The 23,985-nt window shown below is 72.6% G+C and carries 17 protein-coding genes; 6 read left to right on the top strand and 11 right to left on the bottom strand.

Translation table 11 applies throughout. The annotated features are described in order from the left end of the window. Positions 1-131 precede the first annotated feature (131 nt). Together ACFU5F_RS38560 and ACFU5F_RS38555 are read right to left on the bottom strand one after the other, a co-directional pair. Positions 132-887, bottom strand: coding sequence for a YcnI family protein (locus ACFU5F_RS38560; RefSeq protein ID WP_383897845.1), 756 nt, complete (start codon positions 885-887; stop codon positions 132-134). A gap of 167 nt (positions 888-1,054) precedes the next feature. After that, positions 1,055-1,870, bottom strand: coding sequence for a hypothetical protein (locus ACFU5F_RS38555; protein WP_383897843.1), 816 nt, complete (start codon positions 1,868-1,870; stop codon positions 1,055-1,057). Between the two features lie 708 nt (positions 1,871-2,578). On the opposite strand from ACFU5F_RS38555, the gene ACFU5F_RS38550 reads away from it, so the two are divergent. After that, on the top strand, positions 2,579-3,031 hold the full coding sequence (locus ACFU5F_RS38550; protein WP_383897841.1) for an ATP-binding protein: 453 nt from the start codon (positions 2,579-2,581) through the stop codon (positions 3,029-3,031). A gap of 22 nt (positions 3,032-3,053) precedes the next feature. On the opposite strand, the gene fxsT is transcribed toward ACFU5F_RS38550, so the two are convergent. From fxsT to fxsA, 4 genes are all read right to left on the bottom strand, one after another. Beyond that, complete coding sequence (fxsT, locus tag ACFU5F_RS38545; RefSeq protein WP_383897839.1) at positions 3,054-7,079, bottom strand: FxSxx-COOH system tetratricopeptide repeat protein; 4,026 nt, start codon at positions 7,077-7,079, stop codon at positions 3,054-3,056. A 96-nt stretch (positions 7,080-7,175) separates the two neighbouring features. Continuing rightward, complete coding sequence (locus tag ACFU5F_RS38540) at positions 7,176-8,426, bottom strand: TIR-like protein FxsC (protein ID WP_383897837.1); 1,251 nt, start codon at positions 8,424-8,426, stop codon at positions 7,176-7,178. Positions 8,427-8,573: 147 nt separating this feature from the next. Then, positions 8,574-10,982: an FxsB family cyclophane-forming radical SAM/SPASM peptide maturase gene (locus ACFU5F_RS38535; RefSeq protein ID WP_383897835.1), complete on the bottom strand. Its 2,409-nt coding sequence runs from the start codon at positions 10,980-10,982 to the stop codon at positions 8,574-8,576. 34 nt (positions 10,983-11,016) lie between these two features. Next, positions 11,017-11,214: an FxSxx-COOH cyclophane-containing RiPP peptide gene (gene fxsA / locus ACFU5F_RS38530; protein WP_383897833.1), complete on the bottom strand. Its 198-nt coding sequence runs from the start codon at positions 11,212-11,214 to the stop codon at positions 11,017-11,019. A gap of 379 nt (positions 11,215-11,593) precedes the next feature. On the opposite strand from fxsA, the gene ACFU5F_RS38525 reads away from it, so the two are divergent. After that, entirely contained in the window at positions 11,594-12,526 is a 933-nt protein-coding gene (locus ACFU5F_RS38525) for an intradiol ring-cleavage dioxygenase (protein WP_383897831.1), read from the top strand. Between the two features lie 9 nt (positions 12,527-12,535). Beyond that, positions 12,536-13,369, top strand: a complete 834-nt coding sequence (locus ACFU5F_RS38520) for a triphosphoribosyl-dephospho-CoA synthase (protein WP_383897829.1) — start codon at positions 12,536-12,538, stop codon at positions 13,367-13,369. 134 nt (positions 13,370-13,503) lie between these two features. Here ACFU5F_RS38520 and ACFU5F_RS38515 read toward each other — a convergent pair whose 3' ends face one another. Continuing rightward, positions 13,504-14,985: an aminopeptidase P family protein gene (locus ACFU5F_RS38515; protein ID WP_383897827.1), complete on the bottom strand. Its 1,482-nt coding sequence runs from the start codon at positions 14,983-14,985 to the stop codon at positions 13,504-13,506. A 160-nt stretch (positions 14,986-15,145) separates the two neighbouring features. After that, complete coding sequence (locus tag ACFU5F_RS38510; protein WP_383897825.1) at positions 15,146-16,669, bottom strand: PP2C family protein-serine/threonine phosphatase; 1,524 nt, start codon at positions 16,667-16,669, stop codon at positions 15,146-15,148. Positions 16,670-17,180: 511 nt separating this feature from the next. On the opposite strand from ACFU5F_RS38510, the gene ACFU5F_RS38505 reads away from it, so the two are divergent. Further along, positions 17,181-17,846 carry a bifunctional DNA primase/polymerase gene (locus tag ACFU5F_RS38505; RefSeq protein WP_013002323.1) on the top strand — a complete coding sequence of 222 codons (666 nt, stop codon included), beginning with the start codon at positions 17,181-17,183 and terminating at the stop codon, positions 17,844-17,846. A gap of 55 nt (positions 17,847-17,901) precedes the next feature. Beyond that, a complete protein-coding gene (locus ACFU5F_RS38500) occupies positions 17,902-18,675 on the top strand; it encodes a hypothetical protein (RefSeq protein WP_383897823.1) in 774 nt (257 codons plus the stop codon). 247 nt (positions 18,676-18,922) lie between these two features. On the opposite strand, the gene ACFU5F_RS38495 is transcribed toward ACFU5F_RS38500, so the two are convergent. From ACFU5F_RS38495 to ACFU5F_RS38485, 3 genes are all read right to left on the bottom strand, one after another. Continuing rightward, entirely contained in the window at positions 18,923-19,912 is a 990-nt protein-coding gene (locus ACFU5F_RS38495; RefSeq protein WP_383897821.1) for a DUF5926 family protein, read from the bottom strand. Positions 19,913-20,064: 152 nt separating this feature from the next. Next, positions 20,065-20,694, bottom strand: coding sequence for an ATP-binding protein (locus ACFU5F_RS38490; RefSeq protein ID WP_383897820.1), 630 nt, complete (start codon positions 20,692-20,694; stop codon positions 20,065-20,067). Positions 20,695-21,007: 313 nt separating this feature from the next. After that, positions 21,008-21,817: a glycerophosphodiester phosphodiesterase gene (locus ACFU5F_RS38485; protein WP_383897819.1), complete on the bottom strand. Its 810-nt coding sequence runs from the start codon at positions 21,815-21,817 to the stop codon at positions 21,008-21,010. A gap of 251 nt (positions 21,818-22,068) precedes the next feature. Here ACFU5F_RS38485 and ACFU5F_RS38480 point away from each other — a divergent pair, with 251 nt between their 5' ends. Next, the gene (locus ACFU5F_RS38480; RefSeq protein WP_383897816.1) at positions 22,069-23,934 is read left to right on the top strand and encodes a trypsin-like peptidase domain-containing protein; all 1,866 of its coding nucleotides are present in this window, start codon (positions 22,069-22,071) and stop codon (positions 23,932-23,934) included. Positions 23,935-23,985: the final 51 nt, after the last annotated feature.

Here is a 23,985-nt window from a genome sequence, read left to right as displayed (position 1 = left end):
GGGCGGCCCGCCGCTTCTGTTTTTTGTTGTGTGTGCGGGTGTGTCTTTTATTGTAGTGTGTGTCCCCCCCCCGCCCCGGCCGGCCGACCCCCCGCGCCCCCCCGAGGGGGAGGGGCCGGGAAGCCGGAGGCTCAGGCGTTCGTGCGGCGGCGGCCGGCCAGGACGCCGTACGCGACACCCGCGGCGCCGACGACGATGCCGACGACGCCGAGGACACGGGCGGTGGTGTCGCTCGTGGCGGCGGGCTCGGCGGCGGTCTCCTTCGAGGCGGCCTTGGCGTCGTCGGCGTCGTCGGCGTTCTCGGACTCGTCGGAGGCGGTCGAGGCGCCGGACGAGCCGTGGTGGTCCGCGGAGGCGGCCGACAGCGCGAGCACGGGGGCCGGGTTCTCGGGCTCGTCCTCGCCGTCCTTGGGCACCTCGATCCAGCGGACGACCTCCTTGTTGGAGTACGTCTGGATCGCCTTGAAGACCAGTTCGTCGGTGTTCTCGGGGAGCTGGCCGATGGAGACCGGGAACTTCTGGAAGAAGCCGGCCTTGATGCCGGCTCCGTCGGCGGTCCACGTGATCTTGGAGACGGCTTCGTCGATCTGCTCGCCGTGCAGTTCGAGGGGCTTGTCGAGCTTGGCCTTGGTGACCTTGATGTCCCAGCCCGGCACGGCCTCCGGCTGGGCCGAGGCGAGCGGGTGGTCGGTCGGGAAGTTCACCTCGAGCTTGGTGGTCGTGGCGTCGTCGCGCTCGTTGGGGACCTTGAAGTTGACGGTCGCGTATCCGCCCTTGGCCGCGGTGCCTTCCGCCGCGACGCTGACGTGCGCGAACGCGGGACCGGACAGGAGGAGGACGGCCGAACCGGCGAGGGCGCCGACGGCGGCGATACGAGAAGCCTTCATGACTGGTGACACTCCACAGTGAGTGAGAAAGGTGAGGGGACGAGGGGGCGCGCGACCGTGAACGCCGACCGGGGCCGAGCCCGGAAGCCGAGGCGGATGCGCGCGTGCGTCGACGCCGTACGCCGACGGACTCCCGTCTCCCCGGTGTGGAGTGAGCGGGCGTCGTGTCAGGCGGCGAGGGCGAAGGCGGGTGCGGCGGGCGGAGGGCCTCGCCGGACGAGTGTGTGCTGCAGGGCGGTCGTCCGTGGGCTCGCGGGCGGCGCGTACCCGGCGCGCGGGGCGCGGGTCGCGGCCTCCGGCGTACTCGGAAGCCCCGCCCGCAGGACCCGCGCCAGCGCGAGCGCGCCACGCAGGGACCGCACGAGCGGCTCGTGGGCCGCGAGGCGGGCCAGGCGCAGCAGCGCCAGGTCGCCGTGGCGGAGCAGCCACCCGGCGGCCACGGCAGCGAGCACATGGCCGAGCATCATGGGCAGCGACGGCAGCAGGGTGGCGGAGGAGCCCGCCCTGGTCGTCATCGTGTCCGCCGGCGCGTGCGCGGCGTGCGTGCCGCCGACCCCGGCGTCGACGAGGATGCGCCGTGCCTGGACGGGGCTCAGGGCCGCCGCGGTCGTGCCGCACACGAAGCGGGCGGCGCGCTCGACGAGCGCCGCGTCCATGGCCTCCGCGGTCCGTGACGCGGCCGTCGGTCCGTGCTGGCCCAGTCCGAACAGACCGTGCAGCAGGGTCTGGCCCACCGCCAGCGTCGCCGCGATGCCCGGCAGGGAGCGTTCCCGTCCGGCCAGGGCGGCCGCGACGGAGAAGACGCCGACGAAACCGATGCCCAGGGTCCACAGCGGGATCGCCGCGCACGAGGCGAGCGCGTGACCGGCCGCGGCCAGCGCGACACAGACCGCGGCGAACACCGCGGCCCGTAGGACCCGGAGTTCACCTCCGGCGCGCGCGGGGCGCGGGGCGGTCGGCCGGTGCGGGCGGGGGGCAGTCATGGCGGGCCCATCATCGCACCGGGGCGCTCCGCTGGGTTCGGCGGGTTCATGGCGGGAGGTACGGGGGTGAGGGAGGCGGTGTTCAGGTGGGGGTGTGGGTGCGGTCGGAGGGAGGGGGTGGCCGGTGGGACGTCGGCGGGTGCGGGCCGGATGGGGCTGGTCGCGCAGTTCCCCGCGCCCCTGGGGGATGGGGGTGCCCAGCGGCCTGCGGGCGGATACGTGGTGCCCAGCGACCTTGTGTGGTGCGCTGTCCCACCGGGGTCGAGGGCGGGGACCCGCGATCTCGGGAGCGAGGGCCACGCGCTTCCCGGCGTCTCGCCGCCCCGTGTCCGGGACGGCCGAGCCCTCCACAGCACCTACGCGGCCAGCGAGGCGTCGCGCCCCGTCACCGGCAGTCCCCCGGAACGGTGCTCCGGAGGAGAGGGGCCACAGCAAACCGCGCTGTCGTCCAGCGGCCCTGGAACCGCCGCGCCCCTCCCGCTCGCCAGCCTCGCCCGTCCTCGTGCCCGGACAGCGCCTCCGGTCCCGCGAAGCCATGGCCTGGTGTGCACGGAGTGGCAGGTGATTCGGAAGGGTTCGGTCCGCATACACCGAATGTGCGGGGTTCGCATCCGCCGTATGGGCGGACGGACCGCGCCCGGGCGATTGCGCGGTGCTCTCGGCGGCAATACGTAACGGTATGTCGAGCCGCGGCCGGGAGGCTGGAGCATGAGCATCTGGTGGTCACTCCATTTGCGGCGTGAGGCTGCGAGCGTGCCGCTCGCCCGGCGGCTGCTGATCGGGACGATGGAGACGGCGGGTGTCGACCCGGACGTCTCCTACGACCTCTCCGTCGCCCTCAGCGAGGCCTGCGCCAACGCTGTCGAGCACGGCGGAGGGCTCTCGGCCGGCGCCACCACCGAGGCGTACCGGGTCACCGCCTACCTCGACGGCGAGAAGTGCCGTATCGAGGTCGCGGACTCCGGCCCCGGCTTCCCGCACCGCCCGCCGGTCCGCCCGGCCCAGGCCCACGGCGACGCCGAGAACGGGCGCGGGCTGTGTCTCATCCGCGAGCTGGCCGACCACGTCCACATCGGCAACAAACCGGACCACGGCGGCGCGGTCGTCAGCTTCGACAAGATCCTGAAGTGGCGCGAGGACGCTCCGCTGGTGGCGGTGTAGCGCACGCGCGTCCCCCTGACCGTCAGATCTGGTGCGGCTCCAGGTCCCGTCCCACGCGCTGCCAGGACCGGACCAGCGTGGTGACCGGGTGGGCCCTGCCCAGCAGATGGGTCAGCCGGGTCACCGCCTTCTCCTGGAGCTGTACGGCCTCCTCCCGGCCGGTGTCCCGCAGGGTGACCGCCAGATTGCCCATGCCGACCAGCACATCGGGGTGGTCCGGGCCGAACCGCCGGCGCAGTCCGTCGACGGCCCGGCGTTCCCAGTGCTCGGCCCGGTCGTGCAGCCCGCGGTCCCCGTAGGTGTTGGCCAGGTTGAGGCCGGCGGACAGCACGGACGGGTGGTCGTCCCCGAGGGTGGCGGCCAGGCAGTCGCGGGCGTGGCGGCTCAGCTCCTCGGCCGTCTCCGTGTTGCCGAGGGCCCGGTGGTACATGGCGAGGTTGTTGAAGCAGTACATGGTGAACGGGTGTTCGGCGCCGAACGAGTCCCGGTATCCGTCGAGCACCTCCTCGACCTGCCGGACCGCCCGCGCGGGACCGTCCTCGGCGTCCGTGGCGTAGTAGTCCGCGGCGAGGTTGAGTCCGCAGGCGAGGACCTCGGGGATCGTGCTGCCGTAGCGGTCGTGGTAGCGGGCGTACGTCTTCCAGGTCTCCTCCGTGATCCGCAGCGCCTCGGCGGTGCGGCCCGCCTTGCGCAGGGAGACGGCGAGGCTCTTGTCGGCCTGGAGGACCTCCGGTACCCCCGGGTTGAACACCTGCTCGAACCCCTCGCGCACCTCGCGCAGGAATTCGGCGGAGGTCCGGTAGTCGCCGAGGTCACGCAGATCGCGTGCGTGGAGCCCCTTGGTGGCGAGGGTGTACGGGTGCGTCGGGCCCAGCAAGGCGGTGCGGCGGCGGACCGTGTCCTCGTCGAGACGGCGGGCGGCCTCGCTGTCGCCGGCCAGCCGGAAGTCGATGGCGAGGTTGTTGGCGGCGGACAGCGTCCTCGGATGGTCCTCGCCGAAGACGGCCGCGAAGCCCTGGTGGATCCGTGTGTCCAGCTCCAGGGCTTCCTTGAACCGGCCCAGCGCCCGGTAGTCGGCGGCGACGCTGCCGGAGGCGATGAGGACGGTCGGATGGGCCTCGCCGAACAGCCGCCGCCTGCCGTCCCGGGTGCTCTCGTCCATGGCGACGGCGGCCTGGTAGTCGCCCTGGGCCCGCAGGACGTTCGCGAGCTGGAACCGCAGGTTGAGGATCTGCTCGTCGTCCCGGTCCCCGAACGCGTCGGTCCACAGCTCGTGCAACTGGGTGGCCTGGGTCCGCGCGGCCTGCAGTTCTCCCCGCCTGTTCAGGTAGCGGACACGGTCCACCATCAGCTGGCGCGGCTCGTCCTTGGTGCAGGAACGGATGTTCGACGGGGTCAGATGGGGCCAGATCACCTCGAGGCCGGGCCACTGCGCGGGATCGTCCACGGCGCCCTCGCTGGGCCGCGCGGCGGCCAGGATGCGGTGCACCTCGTGCATGGTCTCCAGGTGCCGCTGGTCGTCCAGGCTGTCGCGCACCGCCGCCTGCACCAGCCGGTGCACCTGGATCGAGTTGTCGGCCGAGTCGACCTTGGCGAGCGCGAGACGGTTCAGGGCCTGGGTGACGCGGCCGAGCATGTAGCGCGCCCGCAGGTCCGGGTCGTACGGCAGGAGCGCGTCGATCATCGCGTCGCTGCTGATCAGGGACATCGAGATGGGCTCGGCGGCGAAGAAGGCGCACAGTTCGAGGAGCCGGGCGGCGGCCGGTGACTCCTCGCGCAGCCGGGCGATGGAGATGTTCCAGGTGGCGCCCACGGAGGACGGGTACTCGACCGCGTCCACGGCCTCCTGCACCGACAGCACCCGCGTGGACTGCTCCCTCAGCTGCTCGATGTACTCCTCCACCGGGGTGGCCGTCGTCTCCAGCCAGGCCGCCGCGACCTCCACGGCGAGCGGCAGGTCGCCCAGCGCGTCCGCGACCCGGTCCGCGTCGCCCTCGTGCAGTCCCGGCACCCGGCGGCACAGGTGCTCCACGCTCTCCTCGCGGGTGAAGACCTCCATCTCCAGTGACTGGACCGCGGTCGAGGCGGGCCGGGCGCGGGTGGTGACCAGGACGTGGCCGTAGACATGGCCGGGCAGGGGCGCCGAACGCTCCGGGAAGAGGTGCAGCGCCTTGTCCAGGTCGGGGACGTTGTCGAAGATCAGCAGCCACCGCTCGCACGGGTCCCCCTGCCGCAGCGCCGCCATCGCCGCCTCGGCCGCCTCGGCGACGTCGTCGCCGACGGGCAGGTCCAGCTCCTGGGCGAGCGCGGCCACCTTCGGCAGGACCAGGTCCGGCTGCTCGGCGTCGATCCACCACACCAGGTCGTAGTCGGCCTTGAACCGGTGCGCGTACTCGCGGGCCAGCTGGGACTTGCCCACCCCGCCCAGGCCGTGCAGCACCTGCGGCAGCCGCTGTCCGGAGCGGCCGCTGACCAGGCGCTCACGCAGCCGGTCCAGGATCGGTGAGCGGCCGGTGAACCACGGGTAGCGGGGCTGGACGTTGGAGATCCGGGTGCCGGTGCAGGGGAAGCGCGCGGTGCCGCCGGGCGGCGCGGGCAGGATGTCCGGGTGGTCGAGGCCGGTCAGCAGCGTGGTGTACGCCCGCTCCTCGTCCAGCCGGGTCAGGTCGATGGCGCCCCGGCCGGAGTGCGGCAGGCTGAGCCGGACGTCGTCGACCCGCACCGCCACCGGCCGGTTCCGGGGCTTGCGCCCCCCGGCGCGTACCGCGTCGTCCCAGGCCCGGCGGGCCCGCCGGGAGTTGAGGAAGGCGGGGGAGACCACGGCGAGCAGCCGTTCCGAGTCACCGTCCGCCTCCGCGTCCGCGTCCGGGTGCGTGTCCGCGCCGCCGGTGCCGGTCCCGGTGCGGCCCTCGTCCCCGGGCATCCCGTCGGCGTGCTGCGGCAGCTCCCGGACGTCCATGGGCACCACCTCGAACCCCGCGCCGCGCAGCACCGACTCCAGCCAGTCCACCCACATCCGGTCCTCGGAGACGTAGTACAGCACCAGCCGGGAGACGGGCAGGGGCCGCCGCCGGGTGTACGCGGCCTTGTACCGGGCCCGCTTCTCCTCGCCGATCACGGGCAGCCGGGTGACCCTGCCCTCGGAGACGACGGAGGTGACCCGTTCGCAGGCGCTGAGCATGGAGTTGGCCGTCTTCGGCGGGTCGCCGAAGGCCGCGAGGATCTCCTCGTAGGCGTAGTACGGCTGGTAGAGGACCTCCATCGACGACCAGTAGTCGGTGAGCCGCTCGCCGTCCAGGCCGGCCGGCAGCCCGGCGAAGCGCTCCCGGGCCAGGGCGCGTCCCGCGTCGAGCTTGTCCTTCTCGCCGAGGTCGATGCGCATGGCGAGGGGCAGGATGCGGATGCCCTTGTGGCCGAACCGCTCCCTGACGCTCTGCGCGACGGCCGCGGCGCCCTCGATGCTCTGGCCGCTGAGGGTGTAGCAGACGACCAGGGTGTTGGGCATCTGCACGGTGCAGACGTCGGCGAGGTCGCTGAGTCCGGTACGGCTGTCGATCAGGGTGTAGTCGTAGTGGCGCCGCATGTCCGCGCGCATCGCCTCGAAGAACCGGCCGCCGCCGTAACTGGAGTAGAACAGGTCCCAGTCCATGTTGCCGATCATCGGGTAGTCGTCGTGCCGACGGCCGGCGGACAGGAAGTCCAGGCTGCCGCCGTCCGGGAACGACCAGTCGAGGGTCAGCGCGTGCGGCCGGACGCGGGCGTACCGGCGGTGCCAGTCCGGGGCGCGGCCGGGCAGGTCGCGCAGGGCCTCGCGGCGGTAGTCGCCGATGAGGTTGCTCAGTCCGGGGGTCGCCCGGAGCATCGCGGGGTTCAGGAAGGGGTGGAAGAACTTGTGCAGCCCGGGTGCCTCCAGGTCCCAGTCGACGGCCAGGACGCGGTGTCCGCCCGCGGCCAGGATCCACGCCACGTTCGCGAGCGTCATGGTCCGCCCGGTCCCGCCCTTGTACGAGTAGAACGTGATCACCGTGCCGTTGCGGTTCTCCGTCATGGCCCGCCGTCCTCCGCCCTGTCCGACCCGCCCTGTCCGACCCGCCCGCCTTGCCGTGCTCCCCGTGCTCCCCGTGCGTCCCGGTGACACCGGGCGTCAGCCGCCCAGGTCCGCCGGACCCCTCAGCCGCGGGGGTTCGATGCGGGGTCCCGCCGGCGGATAGGTCCGCGCGTGTGCCTCGTAGGAGGCGACGGCCTGCTTCACGGCCGTCTGCAGTTCGTTGCCGAAGGCGTCCAGGGTGCGGATGCCGCCGTTGAGGGTGCGGTGCCCGCTGCCCTCCGTCATGCGGGCGGCCAGGGCCCGCTCGGTGAGCGCCGTCAGTCTCTTCTCCCGGGCCGGACCGGCGTCGTCCTCGCACCTGGGGATCATCACGCTGATCCACGGCCGCTGTTCCTCGCACAATCGTTCCAGCAGCTCCCGGCCCCGGGCCGAGCCCAGCGCCCACCGGTCCAGCAGCAGCAGTCCGGGCGCCCGGGGCGGGCCGGGCCCGAGCAGCCGGTCGGCGTCCTTCTCGAAGTCCCCGATGTTCACCTTGTAGTCCATGGTGCGCACCAGGTCGGCCGCGTGTTCGCCGAGCGGCCGGGCCGACGCCGGGTGGTACGGGTTCCAGTCGCGCGGCAGCGTGCCGTAGCAGTCGGGTCCACGGCCCGGGGGCAGGTCGGAGCGGGTGCACGCAAGGACCGTGATGTCGAACTCCGGGGGGTGTCCCGAGGTGCCGAACGCGCTGGGCAGCGACTCGTACTCGTCGTACATCCGTCCCTCGTCCAGCTCGGTCACCCTGGCCACGTGCACGATCTGCTTGGCCAGCCGGTACAGGGCCCGCTCGTACTCGTCCCGCAGGTACCGGAGTTTGGTCAGCCCGTAGAACCCCTCCTCCGCGTAGTCCTGGCCGAAGGAGACGTGGTTGAACTGCAGGTCCTTCGCCGCGTGCGGCAGCTGGACGGGTTCCACGGGCACCCATAACGCGGGGATGATCGCGTGCTCCCGGGCGGCCCCGCCGCGTGCCCGGTGGCTGATCTGGCGCTGGGAGAAGGCCCACCACTCGCGCCCGCACTGTTCGCTGATGAAGTAGCGCGGCGAGTACAGCGGCACGAACACCTTGCAGCGCGCGAGGTTCTCCGACAGCTCGTCCGTCCAGCGGGTGCCGACCGCCATGCCCTGGTCGAGGAACCCGGCCCGTGCGCCGCGCGGCAGATCGGTCATCTGCATGATGTGCGCGCACAGTCCGTCGTACAGCTTCTTCACCCAGATGTTCGGATCGGTGTCACCGGCGTCGTTGCGCGGGGTGTGCGCATAACTCAGGAAGAAATAAGGGCTTCCCCCGCCGCTGGCCGCATCTCCTCGCACCCGTGCCCCCCGATGCCCGGTGACTTTCCTCAGTGTAGGAAGCGGGCAGGGGCACGTGGAATATGACGAACGGGCCCAATGTCCCGGCGCCGGGGGGGGGAATTGCGCGAGCCTCGAACACGCAAGCGGAAGCAGCGGGCACTTCCCCTACGGCAGTACGGTCCGCCGGTGCTCCTCCGCCTCCCGCCGGGCCGCCCGCCGCGCGTCCGCGCTCACCTCGTCCCCGGGCAGTGCCCGCCGCAGCCCCGTGACGAACCGTTCCCCGGCCTCCGTCAGCGCCGCCGACCCCGCCAGGGTGTCCACCGCCTCCGCCGTCTGGTCCCGCCACCGGGAGAACCGGGTCTCGGCCGGGAGCCCGCCGCCGCTCCGCCACCGGGCCAGCCAGAAGTCGACCACCGCGAGATGGGCGTACGTCCCCTGCAGCAGCCCCTCCACCGGGCGCGGGTCGGGGCGCCAGGGCGCGTAGAACCGCTCCTCGCACGCCGGGTCGTACAGGTCCGTCAGGTCCAGGACCGCGCCCAGCTTCACATGCTGGAACTCATGGACGAGGAGCAGCGCCAGCGTCTCCGGCTCGGCGGGGCGGGCGATGGCCACGGCCCCGAAGGCGTCGCGGGCCGCCGAGCTGATGTCGGCGCTCTCGGAGGAGGGCCGCAGCGGGGTGATCACCCGGAGCCCCGCCGCGATCCCCGGCGCGTAGCGGGGCAGTTCACGGCGGATCCAGGCCCAGGCCACGGTCAGGTCGGCCCGCCACGCCCCGGCCTCCCCCTCGGTGAGCCGGGGGTGCGCCGGGTGCCCGTGGCAGGCACGCCAGGGGTCGGTGTCCTCCAGGGCCACGGACCAGCCGTCCAGCTCGAACCGCCGGCTCCCCCGCCAGGCGGGGTCCTCCGGTCCGGTGCGGGCCACGGTGTACGTCCGGTCGTCCGTGCGGACCGTGAAGCCGTCGGCGGTCGCGCGCACCACGGCCCGCCCGGCGCCCGACTCCACCGTCAGCGTCCCGAGCGAGGGCAGCCGCAGCAGCCCGTCGTGGACCGGGACGACGACCGCCGCCGGATGCCCGGCGCGCACCGCCGCGGCGGCGGCGATCTCCGCGAGCCCGCGGACGGCCGTCGAGGCCGGCTCCGCCGCTCCCGACCGCGGGCCGGCCACGAGGGAGGCGAGGGCCCAGGGCCGTACGTAGGGGTGGGCGAGGACCGTGTCCACGGCCTCGGGGGCCGCGCTGTCGAGGGCGGTGAGCGTGTCCCACGCCTCCTCGGCGCCCTCGGCGTCCCCGTCCGCCGGTGCGCGTGTCGTCCCGTGCCGTACCTGGCCCAGCAGCTCACGGCCCAGGGCGAGTTGGTGACGGGCCAGCAGGTCCACCGTGGTGTCCGTGCCGCCGCCCGTGGCCAGTTCGTCCAGGAGGGTCTGGGCGAGCACGGGCGGTGCGGACTGGTCGCTCATGTGGCGGTCCCGGAGGTCGGTGATGAGGGACAGCAGATCGGAGCAGTACACGGAGGGGTTGTCGAATCCGCTGCCGTCGGAGCGGTAGCGGTGGGCGTAGAGACCGCCGCCGCAGGAGCGCACCACCGGACAGGAACGGCAGTGCGGGGCCAGCCCGTCGAGGCCCTGCTGCCGGGCCACGATCCCGGGGTGCGCGGCGACCTCGTCCAGGGAGTGGGAGAACACGTCCAGGCCGGTCGCGGGGGCCCCTTGGTGGGCGGTCTTCAGGGAGTCGGCCTGTTCGAAGGTCCCGTCGGTCTCGATCACGGCGAGGTCGGCCGGGTCCAGCCCCAGCGACTCGGTCAGACTGCTCTCGCCGCGCAGGGTCCGCAGCACCGAGTCGAAGATCCTGACCTCCATGGGCCGTCCGGTCGCGGTCCAGCGGTCGTGGACGGCCAGCAGCCAGCGCGCGTACGCGGTGCCGTCGACGTCGTCGGCGGGGCGCGGAGGGGGAGCCTCCCAGGTGGCGTGCGGAAGCAGGAAGTCGACGCGGGGCGGGGTGAGTTCGGCGAGCGCGTCGTGCACGGCGACCGGGTCGTTGCGCAGGTCGATCGTGCAGAGGAGGCCCGCGAAGAGGTGGCGGTAGCGGGGCCGGCCGAGCAGGGCGACGGCCCTGAGGACCCGGTCGTGGCTGCTGCGGCCGTCGGCGTAGCGCCGGTGCAGGTCGTTCGCGGCCCGGTCGCCGTCCAGCGAGACGCCGACCTTGATGCCGAACTCGTCGAACAGGTCCAGGAACCGCTCGTCGAGCGTGACGGCGTTGGTGTGGATCCGCAGATCCAGCTCGCACACGCCGTCGAGGGCCGCCGTGAGGTGTGTGGCGGCCGCGCGCAGCCGGGCCCGGCCCGCGAGGAGGGGCTCGCCGCCGTGCAGCACGACGTGGACGGTGGCGAGCCCATGGGTCTTCGCGTGCTCGGCGACGCGTTCCGCCGTGGCGCGCAGGACGAGGTCCGACATCACCCGGGGCCGACCGCGCCAGCTCTGATCCGCGTGTTCGTACACGTAGCAGTGGTCGCACGCGAGATCGCAGCGACTGTGCATCTTCAGCACGAACTGGCGCAGGGGCAGGGGCGGTCGGTCCATGACGGTCACAGGGGTGCGGCCGGTACGGGCGGTGTCAGACGGAGGACTGGAAGGCCGCCACCGCGACCCGTCCGGGGCCTGTCCGTTCGACACCGTTCGACACCACACGGGTCAGAGCGGGCGACTGCGCGCCCTTGCTCCGCGCCGCCAACTGCACCAGGGACACCCGCTCCGGACCGACGGCGGCCGTGGAACCCGACTCTGCGGCCGTGGGGTCGAGGGATGCGTTCATGAAGACCTCATCAATCTGTGCGTGGAAACCGACGGGTTGCGGTCTTGCGGCTCGATGAAGCGGTTGCCGACAGGAATTTCTCACTCGGGCGTCGGCGGCAGAAGAAGTTGGCGTCCGATCGGACCGGCGACGCCGATTATCCGGCCGACTGCTGGTCGCGACCAGAACATAGCCGACGCCGAGGAGTGCTTCGAACGGCAACACAAGCCTCGTCCGTATACGGAACGGCAAACGTGAGAACCGTCTCATCCGCAGGATTTGGCGCGGGCGGGGCGGCCGGACGGTCTCGTTCCGGGGCCGCTGCGGCCTCCCGGCACTCTCAGTCCGCGCACAGCCGGACCTCAGCCCCCTGACGGGGTGCGTCCCTAGCGTCGCCGCCATGACGGGAAACCACACACGCAAGACGCTCACCCGGCGCCGCGCTCTCGCGGTGACCGGAGGCACGGTCGCCGCCGGCGGGCTGGTGGCCGCCGGATACCGGTCGGCGTTCGCGGACGAGAACACGAGCAGCGTCGACACCAACGCCACGGCGTCCGCGACGACTGCCGGCAGCGCGTGCATGACACTGATGTCCAGCGTCACCGAGGGCCCGTACTACCTGGACGGCGCCCTCGTCCGCAAGGACATCACCGAAGGCAAGAGCGGTGTTCCCCTGACGCTCCGCCTGACGGTGGTGGACGCCACCGACGGCTGCACCCCGGTCCCCGGCGCGGCCGTGGAGATCTGGCACTGCGACGCCTGGGGCTACTACTCCGGCTACACGACCGCGAACCCCGGCGGCTCGGCACCCGCCGAGAGCGAGGACGGTTCGACCGCCGACGACGGCACCTATCTACGCGGCTACCAGATCGCCAACGCGAACGGCGTCGTCAAGTTCGAGACGATCTTCCCCGGTTGGTACACCCCGCGCACCTGCCACATCCATGTGAAGGTGCACACCGGAGGGGAGAAGGAGGACGGCACCTACGAGGGCGGCAAGGTCAACCACACGGGCCAGTTCTTCTTCGACGACGAGATCGCCCAGGAGGTCTTCACGCTGGAGCCGTACTCCCGGCACAGCGGCAGCTACACCACCCTCGACGACGACACGGTCTACGACGGTGGCGGCGCCGTCGGCGGCCTGCTCACCCTCAAGGCCGTGAAGAAGGCGAACCCCGCCCGCGGTTACCAGGGCTCCCTCACCCTCGGCATCGACCCGGACGCCGAGAACACCGGCGCCGGCGGCGGTGGCGAGGGCGGTGCTCCCCCGTCCGGCGAGCCCCCCACGGGCGCCCCGGCGGACGGCGCGACCGACTCCGAGACAGTCTCGTAGGGGGCGCGCGTGAGCAGCCGCGAGGACGAGACGCTGGCACGGGCCGCGGTGGCCGCCCTCACCCGACAGTTGGAACTGACCCCCCAGCCCGGCCTGCCCGACCCGCGCGACCTCGGCGCCCGCGTGACCGGCCGGGACCACCGCGCCCTGCGCTGGTCGGCGAAGGCCCTGGTGCCGGGCCTCACCGCGATGGCGGCCTGTGCCCGTCGCAACGGCGCCCCGACCCCTGGGCTCCGGGCCGAACTCGGTGCGATCGGACGCTGCACCGAGCACTCGGTGCGGCTCGCCGGAGGCGGGCATCGCGGTGCCACCTGGGTGCTGGGTCTGCTGGTCGCCGCCGCGGCCATGGAGCCGGGCGCGCGTGGGCGTGAACTCACCGCCATGGCCAAGCAGATCGTCGCCCATCCCGACCGGCGCGCGCCCCGGCGCCCCTCCCGAGGTTCCTCGGTCTCCGCGCAGTACGGCGCGGCCGGCGCCCGGGGCGAGGCCCGCGCCGGATTCCCCCATGTGCGGCGGGCGTTGGACGTGCTGGCCGGGGCCCGCGGCATGGGAACGCCGGAGGGGGACGCCCGACTCGACGCGCTTGTCACGGTGATGTCCACGCTCCAGGACACCGAACTGCTGTACACCGCCGGGCCGCACGGGTTGCGGCGGGTGCAGGCCGGGGCACGGGCGGTGGTCGAGGCGGGGGGTACGGCGACGGACGCGGGGCGGGCGGCGCTGACCGCCCTCGACACGGATCTCCGGGGGCGGGGGTGGAGTCCTCGTGGGAGTGGGGCTCTGCTGGCGGGCGCGTTGTTCGTGGACGCGCTGCCTGTCGCTGCCGCGAGGGTGGCCGCATAGGGTTCCTCGCCCCGCCGCCCTACCCGGCCCATCCGTGAGGGGCTGCGCCCCTCGACCCCCATCCGCGGGTCCGGTGGGAACTGCGCGACCAGCCCCCACTCACCCGCGGACGAACGAGACGAACAACCGGCCCCTCAGTCCCGCGAACCCCGCAGCGAGGCCATCCACCGCTCGACCTCGGCGGAGCGTCGCGGCAGCCCGGCGCTGAGGTTGCGGTTGCCCTCCTCCGTCACCAGGATGTCGTCCTCGATCCGGACGCCGATGCCCCGGTACTCCTCGGGCACGGTGAGGTCGTCCGCCTGGAAGTACAGGCCGGGCTCGACCGTGAGCACCATCCCCGGCTCCAGCGTCCCGTCGACGTAGGACTCGACGCGCGCGGCGGCGCAGTCGTGGACGTCCATGCCGAGCATGTGACCCGTGCCGTGCAGGGTCCAGCGCCGCTGGAGGCCCAGCTCCAGGACCCGCTCCACGGGCCCCTCGACGAGCCCCCACGCGACCAGCCGCTCGGCCAGCACGTGCTGCGCCGCGTCATGGAAGTCGCGGTACTTGCCGCCGGGCCGCACGGCGGCGATCCCGGCCTCCTGCGCGTCGTACACGGCGTCGTAGATCTTCTTCTGGATCTCGCTGAACGTGCCGCTGACCGGCAGGGTCCGGGTCACGTCGGCCGTGTAGTACGTGTGCGTCTCGACGCCCGCGTCCAGCAGGAGCAGGTCGCCGGAGCGCACCGGACCGTCGTTGCGAACCCAGTGCAGCGTCGTGGCGTGCGGTCCGGCGGCACAGATGGAGCCGTAGCCGACATCGTTGCCCTCGACCCGGGCGCGCAGGAAGAACGTTCCCTCGATGTACCGCTCCGAGGTGGCCTCGGCCTTGTCCAGCACCCGTACGACGTCCTCGAAGCCGCGCACGGTCGAGTCGACCGCCTTCTGCAGCTCGCCGATCTCGAAGGCGTCCTTGACCAGCCGCGCCTCGGAGAGGAAGACCCGCAGCTCGGTGTCGCGCTCGGCGGTGACCTTGTCGTGGAGCGCCGCCTCGATGCCGGCGTCGTACCCGCGGACCACCCGCACCGGGCCGGTGGCCTCGCGCAGCCTGTCGGCGAGTTCGCGCACGTCGCCCGCGGGGATGCCGTACAGCTGCGCCGACTCGGTCAGCGAGTGCCGCCGCCCGACCCACAGCTCGCCCTGGCCGGAGAGCCAGAACTCGCCGTTCTCCCGGTCGGAGCGGGGCAGGAGGTAGATCGTCGCCTCGTGGCCCTCGGCGCCCGTCGGCTCCAGGACGAGGACGCCGTCCTCCGTCTGGTTGCCGGTGAGGTAGGCGTACTCGACCGAGGCCCGGAAGGGGTACTCGGTGTCGTTCGAGCGGGTCTTGAGGTTGCCCGAGGGGATCACCAGACGCTCGCCCGGGAAGCGCGCGGAGAGCGCGGCGCGACGGGCGGCGGTCTCCGCGGCCTGGGCGATCGGCTCCAGGCCGTGCAGCTCGGTGTCGGCCCAGCCGGACTTCATGTTCTCGGCCAGCTCGTCGGACACGCCCGGGTACAGGCCGTTCTTCCGCTGCTTGATCGGCTCCTCGGCTTCGGTCGCCTCGGTCTCCGGGGTCGCCGGTTCGAGCTCGTCCGCCACGGTCATCCTCCTAGGTACGGCACTGGACCGCGTCCATCGTACGGTCGCACCACGGGGGACCAGGGGCGGTCGAGGCACCTCTCACGAGGGGTCACCGGTCCCTCACGGCAGGCAGCCGGGAGGGACCGGTGACCGGTACTCGAAGAAGGGGCCGCCGGGTCTACTCGAACCGCGCCGCCAGCAGCACCACGTCCTCGGTGCCGTCGGCCGCGTCGAGCCGCTCCGGCAGGACGGTGCCCAGGACGTGGTCGGCGATGGCGCCGGGGTCGGTGCGCAGGGCCCGGGGGACGCCGGCCGCGGCCGCGTGCAGCCGGGCGAAGGCGCGGTCGACGGGTTCGCCGGTGCGCTGGAGAAGGCCGTCGGTGTACAGCAGGACGGTTTCTCCTGAATGGGCGGTCAGCTCCACGCTCGGCGCCTCCCAGCAGGCGAGCATGCCCAGCGGCGCGGACAGCGAGGTCTCCACGAACTCGGTACGCCGCTCGCCGATCACCAGCGGCGGGCTGTGCCCCGCCCCGGCGAGCGTGATCTTGCGCAGCGCGGGCTCCACGTAGGCGAAGAGCGCGGTGGCGGAGCGGGCGGGCTCCGTCAGGCGCAGCAGCAGCTCCAGGTCGGACAGGACGGCGACGGGGTCCTCGCCCTCCATCACGGCGTACGCCCGCAGCGAGGCCCGCAGCCGCCCCATCGCGGCGATCGCGCTGGGCCCCGACCCCGTGACCGAGCCGACCGCGAGGCCGAGCGCGGCGTCGGGCAGCGGCAGCGCGTCGTACCAGTCGCCTCCGCCGCGCGGTCCGGTGCGGTGCCGGGCGGCGAGCTGGACGCCGGCGACCCGGGGCAGCCGGGAGGGCAGCAGTTCCTCGGCGATGGTGGCCATGGCGGCGCGCGTGCGCTCGACCTCGGCGAGCCGGGCCAGGTGCTCGGCGGCGTAGCGCGTGTAGAGCCCGACGAGGTGCCGCTGCCGCTCGACCGGCTCCGCGGGCTCGTCGTACAGCCAGACGGCGGCGCCGAGCCGGCCGGCGCGCTCGGTGGACAGGGGGAGCGCGTAACTCGCCGCGTAACCGAGCCGGGCGGCGACCTCGCGGTGGCGGGGGTCGAGTCCGTCCTCGGCGAACAGGTCGGGCTGGGCGATCTCGCGGTCGCCGCCCGGCAGTCCGTCGAGAATGCGGCCGTACGCCAGGGAGCTGCGCGGCACGGTCTCGATGTGACCGAGGTCGGCGCGGCCGAGACCGAGCCCCACGGTGGTGTCCGGGCCGAGTCCGCCGGCCGGTTCCAGGACGACGAGACCGCGGCGGGCACCGACCAGTGCGGCTCCGGCGCGCAGGGTCTCCTCCAGCGCGCTGTCGAGTGAGTCCGTGCGGGTCAGACGTTCGGTGAGTTCGTGCAGCGTCGTGAGATCCGAGACCCAGCCCGCGAGTCTGTCCTGCAGAACGGCCCCGGGAGCGGTGCCCGGTCCTGTGGCGGAAGGGGCCGGTGGGGAACCAGGGGCTGCGGGCGCGGGCGCGACAGTGTGTGCGGGGGAGGGAACCGTTGAATCGATTCCAGCCACTTTCGGAGGGTGAGGGGCGTTCATGGTGTCCGGCTTTCCGACCGGTGCGTATTGCTCAAAAGCATCGCAAACCCCCATGTCATTCTGCGCCGCTAGCAGTCTCTCCACATGTACACGCACTCGTGAGGGGATGTCCAGCATTGTCCTGCTGGGATATCTGGTGTCCGTGAGGCACTGTTGGACACCGGTCAACCCGTTGTCCATTCCTTCGGGTAAAGCAAAGTTGGCCAAAAAGTGTTGTGGTGAACGGTGTATTGAGGTCGACTGGCCTTGTTCAACAGAGCGTCACAGCGGTCGTGATGGGTACGTACTCGGAGAAGGTCAGGGGTGGCGGAGGCCACGGAACCTGGCGACGGAACCGGGCGTCCTATCCACCGACGACCGAGCCCCATCCTCCCGTGGCGGAGGCGGCGAGCACATGCGAGACGGCAAAACGCCAGGCGCCGCCACCCCTACGCCATGCCCATGCTTTTGACAGACGCAAGTCGACGCAAGCGATGGACGCGGACGTAACCGAGCCCGGCCCGCAGGGGTTCCCCTTGTCCGCGACAGGGGTGTGATGCGCCAGCAGGTACGCACAGTGCAGTGAACGACACATGTTGTGATGTGACCCACGGTGTTGCCATGCGTGCAACGGAAAGGACGAGCGCTCATGCGCGAGATCCCCGGAAAGCGACGCAGGCTCCTGTCCAGGCGCAGCGGCGGGAGGCCCGAGCTTCTTGAGCAGGCCCTGACGTTCGCGACGGAATGGCAGTGGCCCGTACTCCCGGGTGTGGCGCCGGACCCGCAGGGGCGTGCCCGCTGCGGCTGCCCGGACCCGGAGTGCGTGGTGCCCGGCGCTCACCCCTTCGACCCCGGCCTGCTGGCCGCCACCACCGACGAGCGCATGGTCCGCTGGTGGTGGGGCAACCGCCCGACGGCGCCGATCGTGCTGGCCACCGGTGGCACCGCCCCCTGCGCGGTGAGCCTGCCGGCCCTCGCCGCCTCCCGTGCCCTCGCCGCGCTCGACCGCACCGGCATGCGCCTCGGTCCCGTGGTCGCGGCCCCGCACCGCTGGGCGATCCTCGTCGCGCCGTACTCCATGGAGCAGTTGGGCGAGCTGCTCTACGCCAAGGACTTCGTGCCCGGCTCGCTCCGCTTCCACAGCGAGGGCGGCTATCTGGCACTGCCCCCCTCCGAGACCGGTCACGGTCTGATCCGCTGGGAGCGGGCCCCGCTGCCCGGTTCGGCCGCGCCCTGGGTACCCGACGTCGAGGCGGTCGTGGACGCGGTCGTCGACGCCCTCACTCGTACGGGTGTGAGCGCGCCCGAGTTCTGAGCGCGCCCGGCGCGCGCGGGGCCGGGTGCCCCCGGTCGGTCGTTATCTTCCGCACATGCAGCGTCTTCCCGGGGGCCGCGGGGCCCCTCCGCGCGGTCGCCACAGCGCTCCCCCGCCCTGGAGCCTCAGAGCACCCGAGTCGGCGCGCGGCGGGCCCGATCCGCGCCGACTCCGTCTCGCGGGCCTGACCGCCGCGGTCGCCGTCGCGCTCGGCCTGCCCCTCGCCGCCTCCGCGGGCCCTCTCGACGACGTACACACGACCGAGCCTGCTCTCACCTCCGACCGCGTCCTCACGCCGGAACGGGCTCCCGCCGGGCCGGGCCGGATCGGCGACGGGTCCGGAGGATCCGCCGAGAAGTCCTCCGGCCACCTGGGCGGGCCGGGGAGACCGGGCGGGGCGGACGGAAAGGCGGCGGACGGCGCCGCCGACACGGCGGACGACCGCGCGCACTCCGCGCGGCGCCTGCTCGGCATCGGAATCGCCACGGCCACCCGTTGCGGCCCCGAACTCACCTCCCCCGACGGCATCGAGGCGCAGACCTGTGTCCTCACTCAGGGCGAGCAGACCTGGGCCCGCACGTACTACCGCAACGCCACGGGACGTGAGCTGAGTTCGGTGCTCAGCATGATGGCGCCCGGCGGTCACACCGTACGGATGCACTGCGCCGTGGGCGCGCACGACGAGCCGGGGGCGTGCGAGACGCCCAGGGAGCGCACGCGGGGCGTGCTGGGGGCGTACACGGCCGTGGCGGAGTTCGCCGCACCGGACGGCGAGGGACCGCTGCTGCTGCGCTCAGGCAGCAACTCAGGGCGTTCGCAAGGGCGTTGAGGCCGAGCGGGGTCGGTGCGGCGGAGGCATCCAGGGACCCCGGGCATGAGAAGACCCGGTTGCTGGCGACGGGGGATGCACCAGCAACCGGGCTAATGAAACCGTAACAAGAGATCGGCGCTTCGCAAATTCGGTCTTGGCTATTCGGACACGAATTTGCTTGTCACGTAGAGGAGTTGTGACAGGAGTCACCACATCTCGAGCGCACTCGGTCAGCCGCCCGCGCGGTCGGCGCCGGTGCGCACCGTCAACTGAGCGTCACCTGGCGGTTGGTGAGCCCGCCGCGCGCCCGGCGCTCGTCCGGGGTGAGCGGGGACTCGTCGGCCAGCGCCGTGGCGAGCCGCTCGGCGAACTCGGCCGCCGGCTTCTCCACGTCGTCCGCGCCGACCCCGCTCGGGAGGTCCCAGACCGGGACGGTGAGGCCGTGAGCACGGAAGGAACCGACCAGGCGGGTGCCCTCGCCGAGGCTGGAGCGCCCCGCCGCGTGCAGCCGGGCGAGCGCGTCGAGGAGCCGCTCCTCGGCATGCGGCATGACCCATCGCAAATGGTTCTTGTCGGGGGTCTCGCACCAGTACGCCGCGTCCACGCCCGCGAGCTTCACAGTCGGGATCGCCGCGGAGTTGGCGCGCTCCAGGGAGGCGGTCACCTCCGGGGTCGTGTTCTCCGTGTCCGGGACCCAGAACTCGAAGCCGGTGTGCACAACTGGCTCGAACTTTCCTTCGGGGTCCAGCAGGTCCTGCAGACGCGGTCCGTCGGCCGGGGCGCGCCGGCCCTGGACCGGGGTGCCCGGGTCGGCCGCGAGGGCGCGCCGGAGGGTGTCGGCGAGGTCGCGGCTGATGTCACCGGACGACGTGTCGTTCTGCAGGCCGAGCAGCACGGAGCCGTCGTCGCGGCGCAGCGCGGGCCAGGCCATGGGCAGCACGGTGGCCAGCGTCACCGACGGCACACCCTCCGGGAGCGCGTCCTTCAGCTTCAGCTCGACGGTGGCGGCGGGCACCAGCTCGCGCAGCGCGATCCAGTCGGCCTCGCCCGGCAGGCCCTCGAAGGGGCGCTGCACCAGCTCGGTCACCGCCTGGGCGGCGGCCCGGCCGTGGCAGGCCTTGTAGCGGCGGCCGCTGCCGCAGGGGCATTGCTCGCGCGCGCCGACCACCGGGACCTGCCCATCGGCGCCTGCGGCGCCGACTCCGCCGGTGCCCTGCGGGCGCTTGGCCTTCGTGTGGGGTCGCTTCTTGGCCATCGTGGGTGTCTCCCGATCACGGCTCGTCTCGTACTGGCGCGAGCCTAGCCGCTCGTACGACGACCGACGGGACCCTGTGGACAACGCACCGAGTCGTCCCGGAACCGGTGGTTCGGGCCCGGTTGCGTACGCCCGGCACCGGGCCGCCCCGGTCAGTCCAGGTCGTCGAACGCGTCCGCGAAGTCCAGGTCGGGAACGGTGGAGACCGATGGGGCGACGACGCGGCTGGCGAAGTCGTCCCTGCGGTGGGCGCGGTAGATGTCGTCCTGGACGACGACCCACACCGTGACCTCGCCGCGGGCGTCGTCGCGCACGCCCCAGTCGTCCGCCAGTGCCGTGACGATGTTGAGCCCGCGGCCGCCGTGTGCGGTGACCGAGGGCGTGGACGGAACCGGACGGGTCGGACCACCGCCGTCCGTCACCTCGACCGTGAGGCGCCCGGTGGGATCCATGCGCCAGGCGCAGCGCACGTCGCCGTCGCCGGCCAGCGCGTCGCCCAGCGGCCTGCCGTGTTTGCAGGCGTTGCTGAGCAGTTCGGAAAGGATCAGCAGGGCATCGTCGATGACCGTGTCCGCCACACCGCCGTCGCGCAACTGATCGCGCATCCGGTGCCTCGCTTCCCCCACGCCCGCAGGGCCATGGGGTACGGCCATGCTCGACGACGTGGGCACCTCCTGTGCCACCACCAACGCCACCCCCGAGACCTCCTTCGCCCCACGCCACGGTGTGAATGCCCCATAGGACTGGACCGGAAACCGGCCGGAACACGTGCTCTGACGCACTCGCGACGATCGAATACGGTCCGAACGCGCCGGTGCACTCCCCGTAGCCGACTGGCTGAATTACGTCCCCGATATGCCGACTTGTCCCCGGTAGTGGATCGGCCGACTTGGCGGAATTCTTACCTCCGTCAAGTGCCGCGCAGGCGTGGTGAAGGCGGGCGGTGCGGTGGTCGCAGCTGTGAACAGCGGCGTGTTCGAAACTGCTCCGGGTGCGGTGTTGGAAGCTGTCGGAATCGGTGTGTCGGAGGTTGTGGGAGTCCGTGCGGTTGGTGGGACCCGACGGGGCCGCGCGGGTCCTGAGGGCGTCACCCGGTCAGCGGCTGAGCTGGTGGAGCACCGCGCGGGGGCGGTTGGTGATGATGGCGTCGACACCCAGCCCTACGCAGAGGTCGACGTCCTGGGGCTCGTTCACGGTCCACACGTGCACCTGGTGGCCGGCGTCCTTCAGTCGCTCGATGTAGGCGGGGTGACTGCGCACGATCCGGATGGAGGGGCCCGCGATCCGGACGCCGTTCGGCAGCCGTCCGTCGCGCAGCCTGGGGGAGACGAACTGCATCAGGTACACCGTCGGCAGGGTCGGGGACGCGACGCGGACGCGCTGCAGCGAGCGGGCCGAGAAGCTCATGATCCGTACCGGTGACTCGGCGGCCGACCCCGGGGCGTCCAGCCCGAACCGCTTCAGCAGGACCAGCAACCGCTCCTCGACCTGGCCCGCCCAGCGGGTGGGGTGCTTGGTCTCGATGGCCAGTTCCACGCGGCGCCCCGCGTCGGCCACGAGTTCGAGCAGCCGTTCGAGAGTGAGGACGGAGGTGTCGGCCCGGTCCTCGGGGGTGACCTCCCAGTCGGGGGCCTCGTCGCCGTTCTTCCAGGAGCCGAAGTCCAGGGCCGCCAGGTCGGCGAGCTCCAGCGCGGAGACCGCACCCCGGCCGTTCGACGTACGGTTGACGCGCCGGTCGTGGACACAGACGAGGTGGCCGTCCGCCGTCAGCCGTACATCGCATTCGAGGGCGTCGGCGCCGTCCTCGATCGCCTTCTTGTACGCGGCCAGGGTGTGCTCGGGGGCCGCCTCGGAGGCCCCCCGGTGGGCGACGACCTGAATCGGGAGCTGTCGTACGTGGGTCACCGCGTCATGGTGCCACCGGGACGGGGTACGCGTGGGCGGTGACCGTGGACGACCGGGTCCGTACGCACAGTACGCGTTATTAGTCCGATAGATCCTATATAAAGGATGGTCCCGGACCCACAGGCACCGCTTATGGTGCCCTGACGGCTCGTGGGAAAAGCTGACCCCATACAAAATTGCGCACAGTCCGATGCGCGACCAAGAACAGTCGACCGCCGACAAGGTAAAGCCGTGGATCGAGGAGAAAAGCTGTGAGCACCGAGAACGAGGGCACCCCGGTACCCCCGGCCCCGTCCGCACCTCCCGTGCCGGTGGAAACTCCCGCTGCCTCCGCGCAGACCCCGGCGCCCGAGCCCGGCGCGGCCCCGGCGGATTCCTCCGCCGCGGCGCCCGTCGGCGGAACGAGCGCCGACAACGCACCGACGACCCAGCTCCCGCCGGTCCCGCCGACGGCCCCGGAGCCGGGTGCGACCGCGGTGCAGCCGCTGGTGCCGCAGCCGGAGCAGCCGGTGGGCCAGCACCCGACGGCCGAGCAGCCGGTGCTGCAGCACCCGACCGCGCAGCAGTCGGTGGCTCATCAGCCGGTGGCTCATCAGCAGACGGCGCAGCAGTCGGTGGCGCAGCAGTCGGTGGCTCATCAGCAGACGGCGCAGCAGCCGGTGGCGCAGCAGCCGCACCCGGAGCTGGTGTCCGCCGGGGCACCGGGGTACGCGGCGGCCTCGGGTCAGGGATACGGCATGGGCCAGACGCCCGGCGCTGGTTACGGACAGGCTCACGGTGGGACCGCGTCCTCCGCGCCCGACGCCTCCTGGCCCCCTCCGGCACCGCCCGCGGTCCCGTCGTACGCGGACAACGGCCATGGTGGAGGCGGTGGCGCCTACGCGGACACGGGCGCGGCCGGAGGAGCCGGTGGCACCGGCGGTCCCGGCGGGCCCGGTGACGGCGGCTGGGGCTCCTCGTGGCAGCAGACGCAGCAGCCCGCGCCCAAGCCGGCGGGCCGGAAGCGGGGCGGTCTGATCGCCGCGATCCTCGTGGCCGCGCTGGTCGCGGGTGGCGTCGGCGGAGGAATCGGCTACACACTGGCCGACCGTAACGACAACTCCACGGGTTCCACGACCGTTTCGGCCTCCCAGAACGGCGGGGACGTCAAGCGCGCCGCCGGCACGGTCGCCGCCGTGGCCTCCTCCGCGCTGCCGAGCACGGTGACCATCGAGGCGTCGAACAGCGACGGCGACGGCGGCACGGGCACCGGCTTCGTGTTCGACAAGGAAGGCCACATCGTCACCAACAACCACGTGGTGGCGGAGGCCGTCGACGGCGGCAAGGTGTCGGCCACCTTCCCGGACGGCAAGAAGTACGCCGCGGAGGTCGTCGGCCACGCGCAGGGCTACGACGTGGCGGTCATCAAGCTCAAGAACGCCCCGTCGAACCTGCAGCCGCTGACGCTCGGCGACTCGGACAAGGTCGCGGTGGGCGACTCGACGATCGCGATCGGCGCGCCCTTCGGCCTCTCCAACACGGTCACGACGGGCATCATCAGCGCCAAGAACCGTCCGGTGGCCTCCAGCGACGGCTCCTCCGGCAGCAAGGCCTCCTACATGAGCGCCCTGCAGACGGACGCGTCGATCAACCCGGGCAACTCCGGCGGCCCGCTCCTCGACGCGCGGGGCAACGTCATCGGCATCAACTCGGCCATCCAGTCCGCCGGGAGCGGCAGCTTCGGCTCCGGCCAGGCGGGCTCCATCGGCCTCGGCTTCGCCATCCCGATCAACCAGGCCAAGAACGTGGCCCAGCAGCTGATCAGGACCGGCAAGCCGGTGTATCCGGTGATCGGCGCCTCGGTCTCCCTGGAGGAGGGCACGGGCGGAGCGAAGATCACCAACTCCGGTGAGGGCGGCTCGAACTCCATCACCGCGAACGGCCCCGCCGACAAGGCCGGCCTCAAGCCCGGTGACGTCATCACCAAGCTCGACGACCACGTCATCGACAGCGGCCCCACCCTCATCGGCGAGATCTGGACCCACCTCCCCGGCGACAAGGTCACCCTCACGTACACCCGAGACGGCAAGACCCGCACGGCGGACGTCACCCTCGGCGAACGCGAGGGCGACAGCTGACCCCAACTTCGACGCCGCCCGCGGCCCCGGCGCCGGAGCACCCCACAGTGG

This window comes from Streptomyces sp. NPDC057438, from assembly GCF_042802995.1.
Classification (GTDB): Bacteria; Actinomycetota; Actinomycetes; order Streptomycetales; family Streptomycetaceae; genus Streptomyces.
The sequence above is the reverse complement of the archived record's forward strand: the minus strand, read 5'-3'. Positions and strand labels throughout refer to the sequence as shown.

Excerpts from the sequence above, each read along its gene's own strand:
- ACFU5F_RS38560 (WP_383897845.1), bottom strand. The coding sequence starts at position 887 with ATGAAGGCTTCTCGTATCGCCGCCGTCGGCGCCCTCGCCGGTTCGGCC.
- ACFU5F_RS38555 (WP_383897843.1), bottom strand. The coding sequence starts at position 1,870 with ATGACTGCCCCCCGCCCGCACCGGCCGACCGCCCCGCGCCCCGCGCGC.
- ACFU5F_RS38550 (WP_383897841.1), top strand. The coding sequence starts at position 2,579 with ATGAGCATCTGGTGGTCACTCCATTTGCGGCGTGAGGCTGCGAGCGTG.
- fxsT (WP_383897839.1), bottom strand. The coding sequence starts at position 7,079 with ATGACGGAGAACCGCAACGGCACGGTGATCACGTTCTACTCGTACAAG.
- ACFU5F_RS38535 (WP_383897835.1), bottom strand. The coding sequence starts at position 10,982 with ATGGACCGACCGCCCCTGCCCCTGCGCCAGTTCGTGCTGAAGATGCAC.
- fxsA (WP_383897833.1), bottom strand. The coding sequence starts at position 11,214 with ATGAACGCATCCCTCGACCCCACGGCCGCAGAGTCGGGTTCCACGGCC.
- ACFU5F_RS38525 (WP_383897831.1), top strand. The coding sequence starts at position 11,594 with ATGACGGGAAACCACACACGCAAGACGCTCACCCGGCGCCGCGCTCTC.
- ACFU5F_RS38510 (WP_383897825.1), bottom strand. The coding sequence starts at position 16,669 with ATGCTGGACATCCCCTCACGAGTGCGTGTACATGTGGAGAGACTGCTA.
- ACFU5F_RS38505 (WP_013002323.1), top strand. The coding sequence starts at position 17,181 with ATGCGCGAGATCCCCGGAAAGCGACGCAGGCTCCTGTCCAGGCGCAGC.
- ACFU5F_RS38500 (WP_383897823.1), top strand. The coding sequence starts at position 17,902 with ATGCAGCGTCTTCCCGGGGGCCGCGGGGCCCCTCCGCGCGGTCGCCAC.
- ACFU5F_RS38495 (WP_383897821.1), bottom strand. The coding sequence starts at position 19,912 with ATGGCCAAGAAGCGACCCCACACGAAGGCCAAGCGCCCGCAGGGCACC.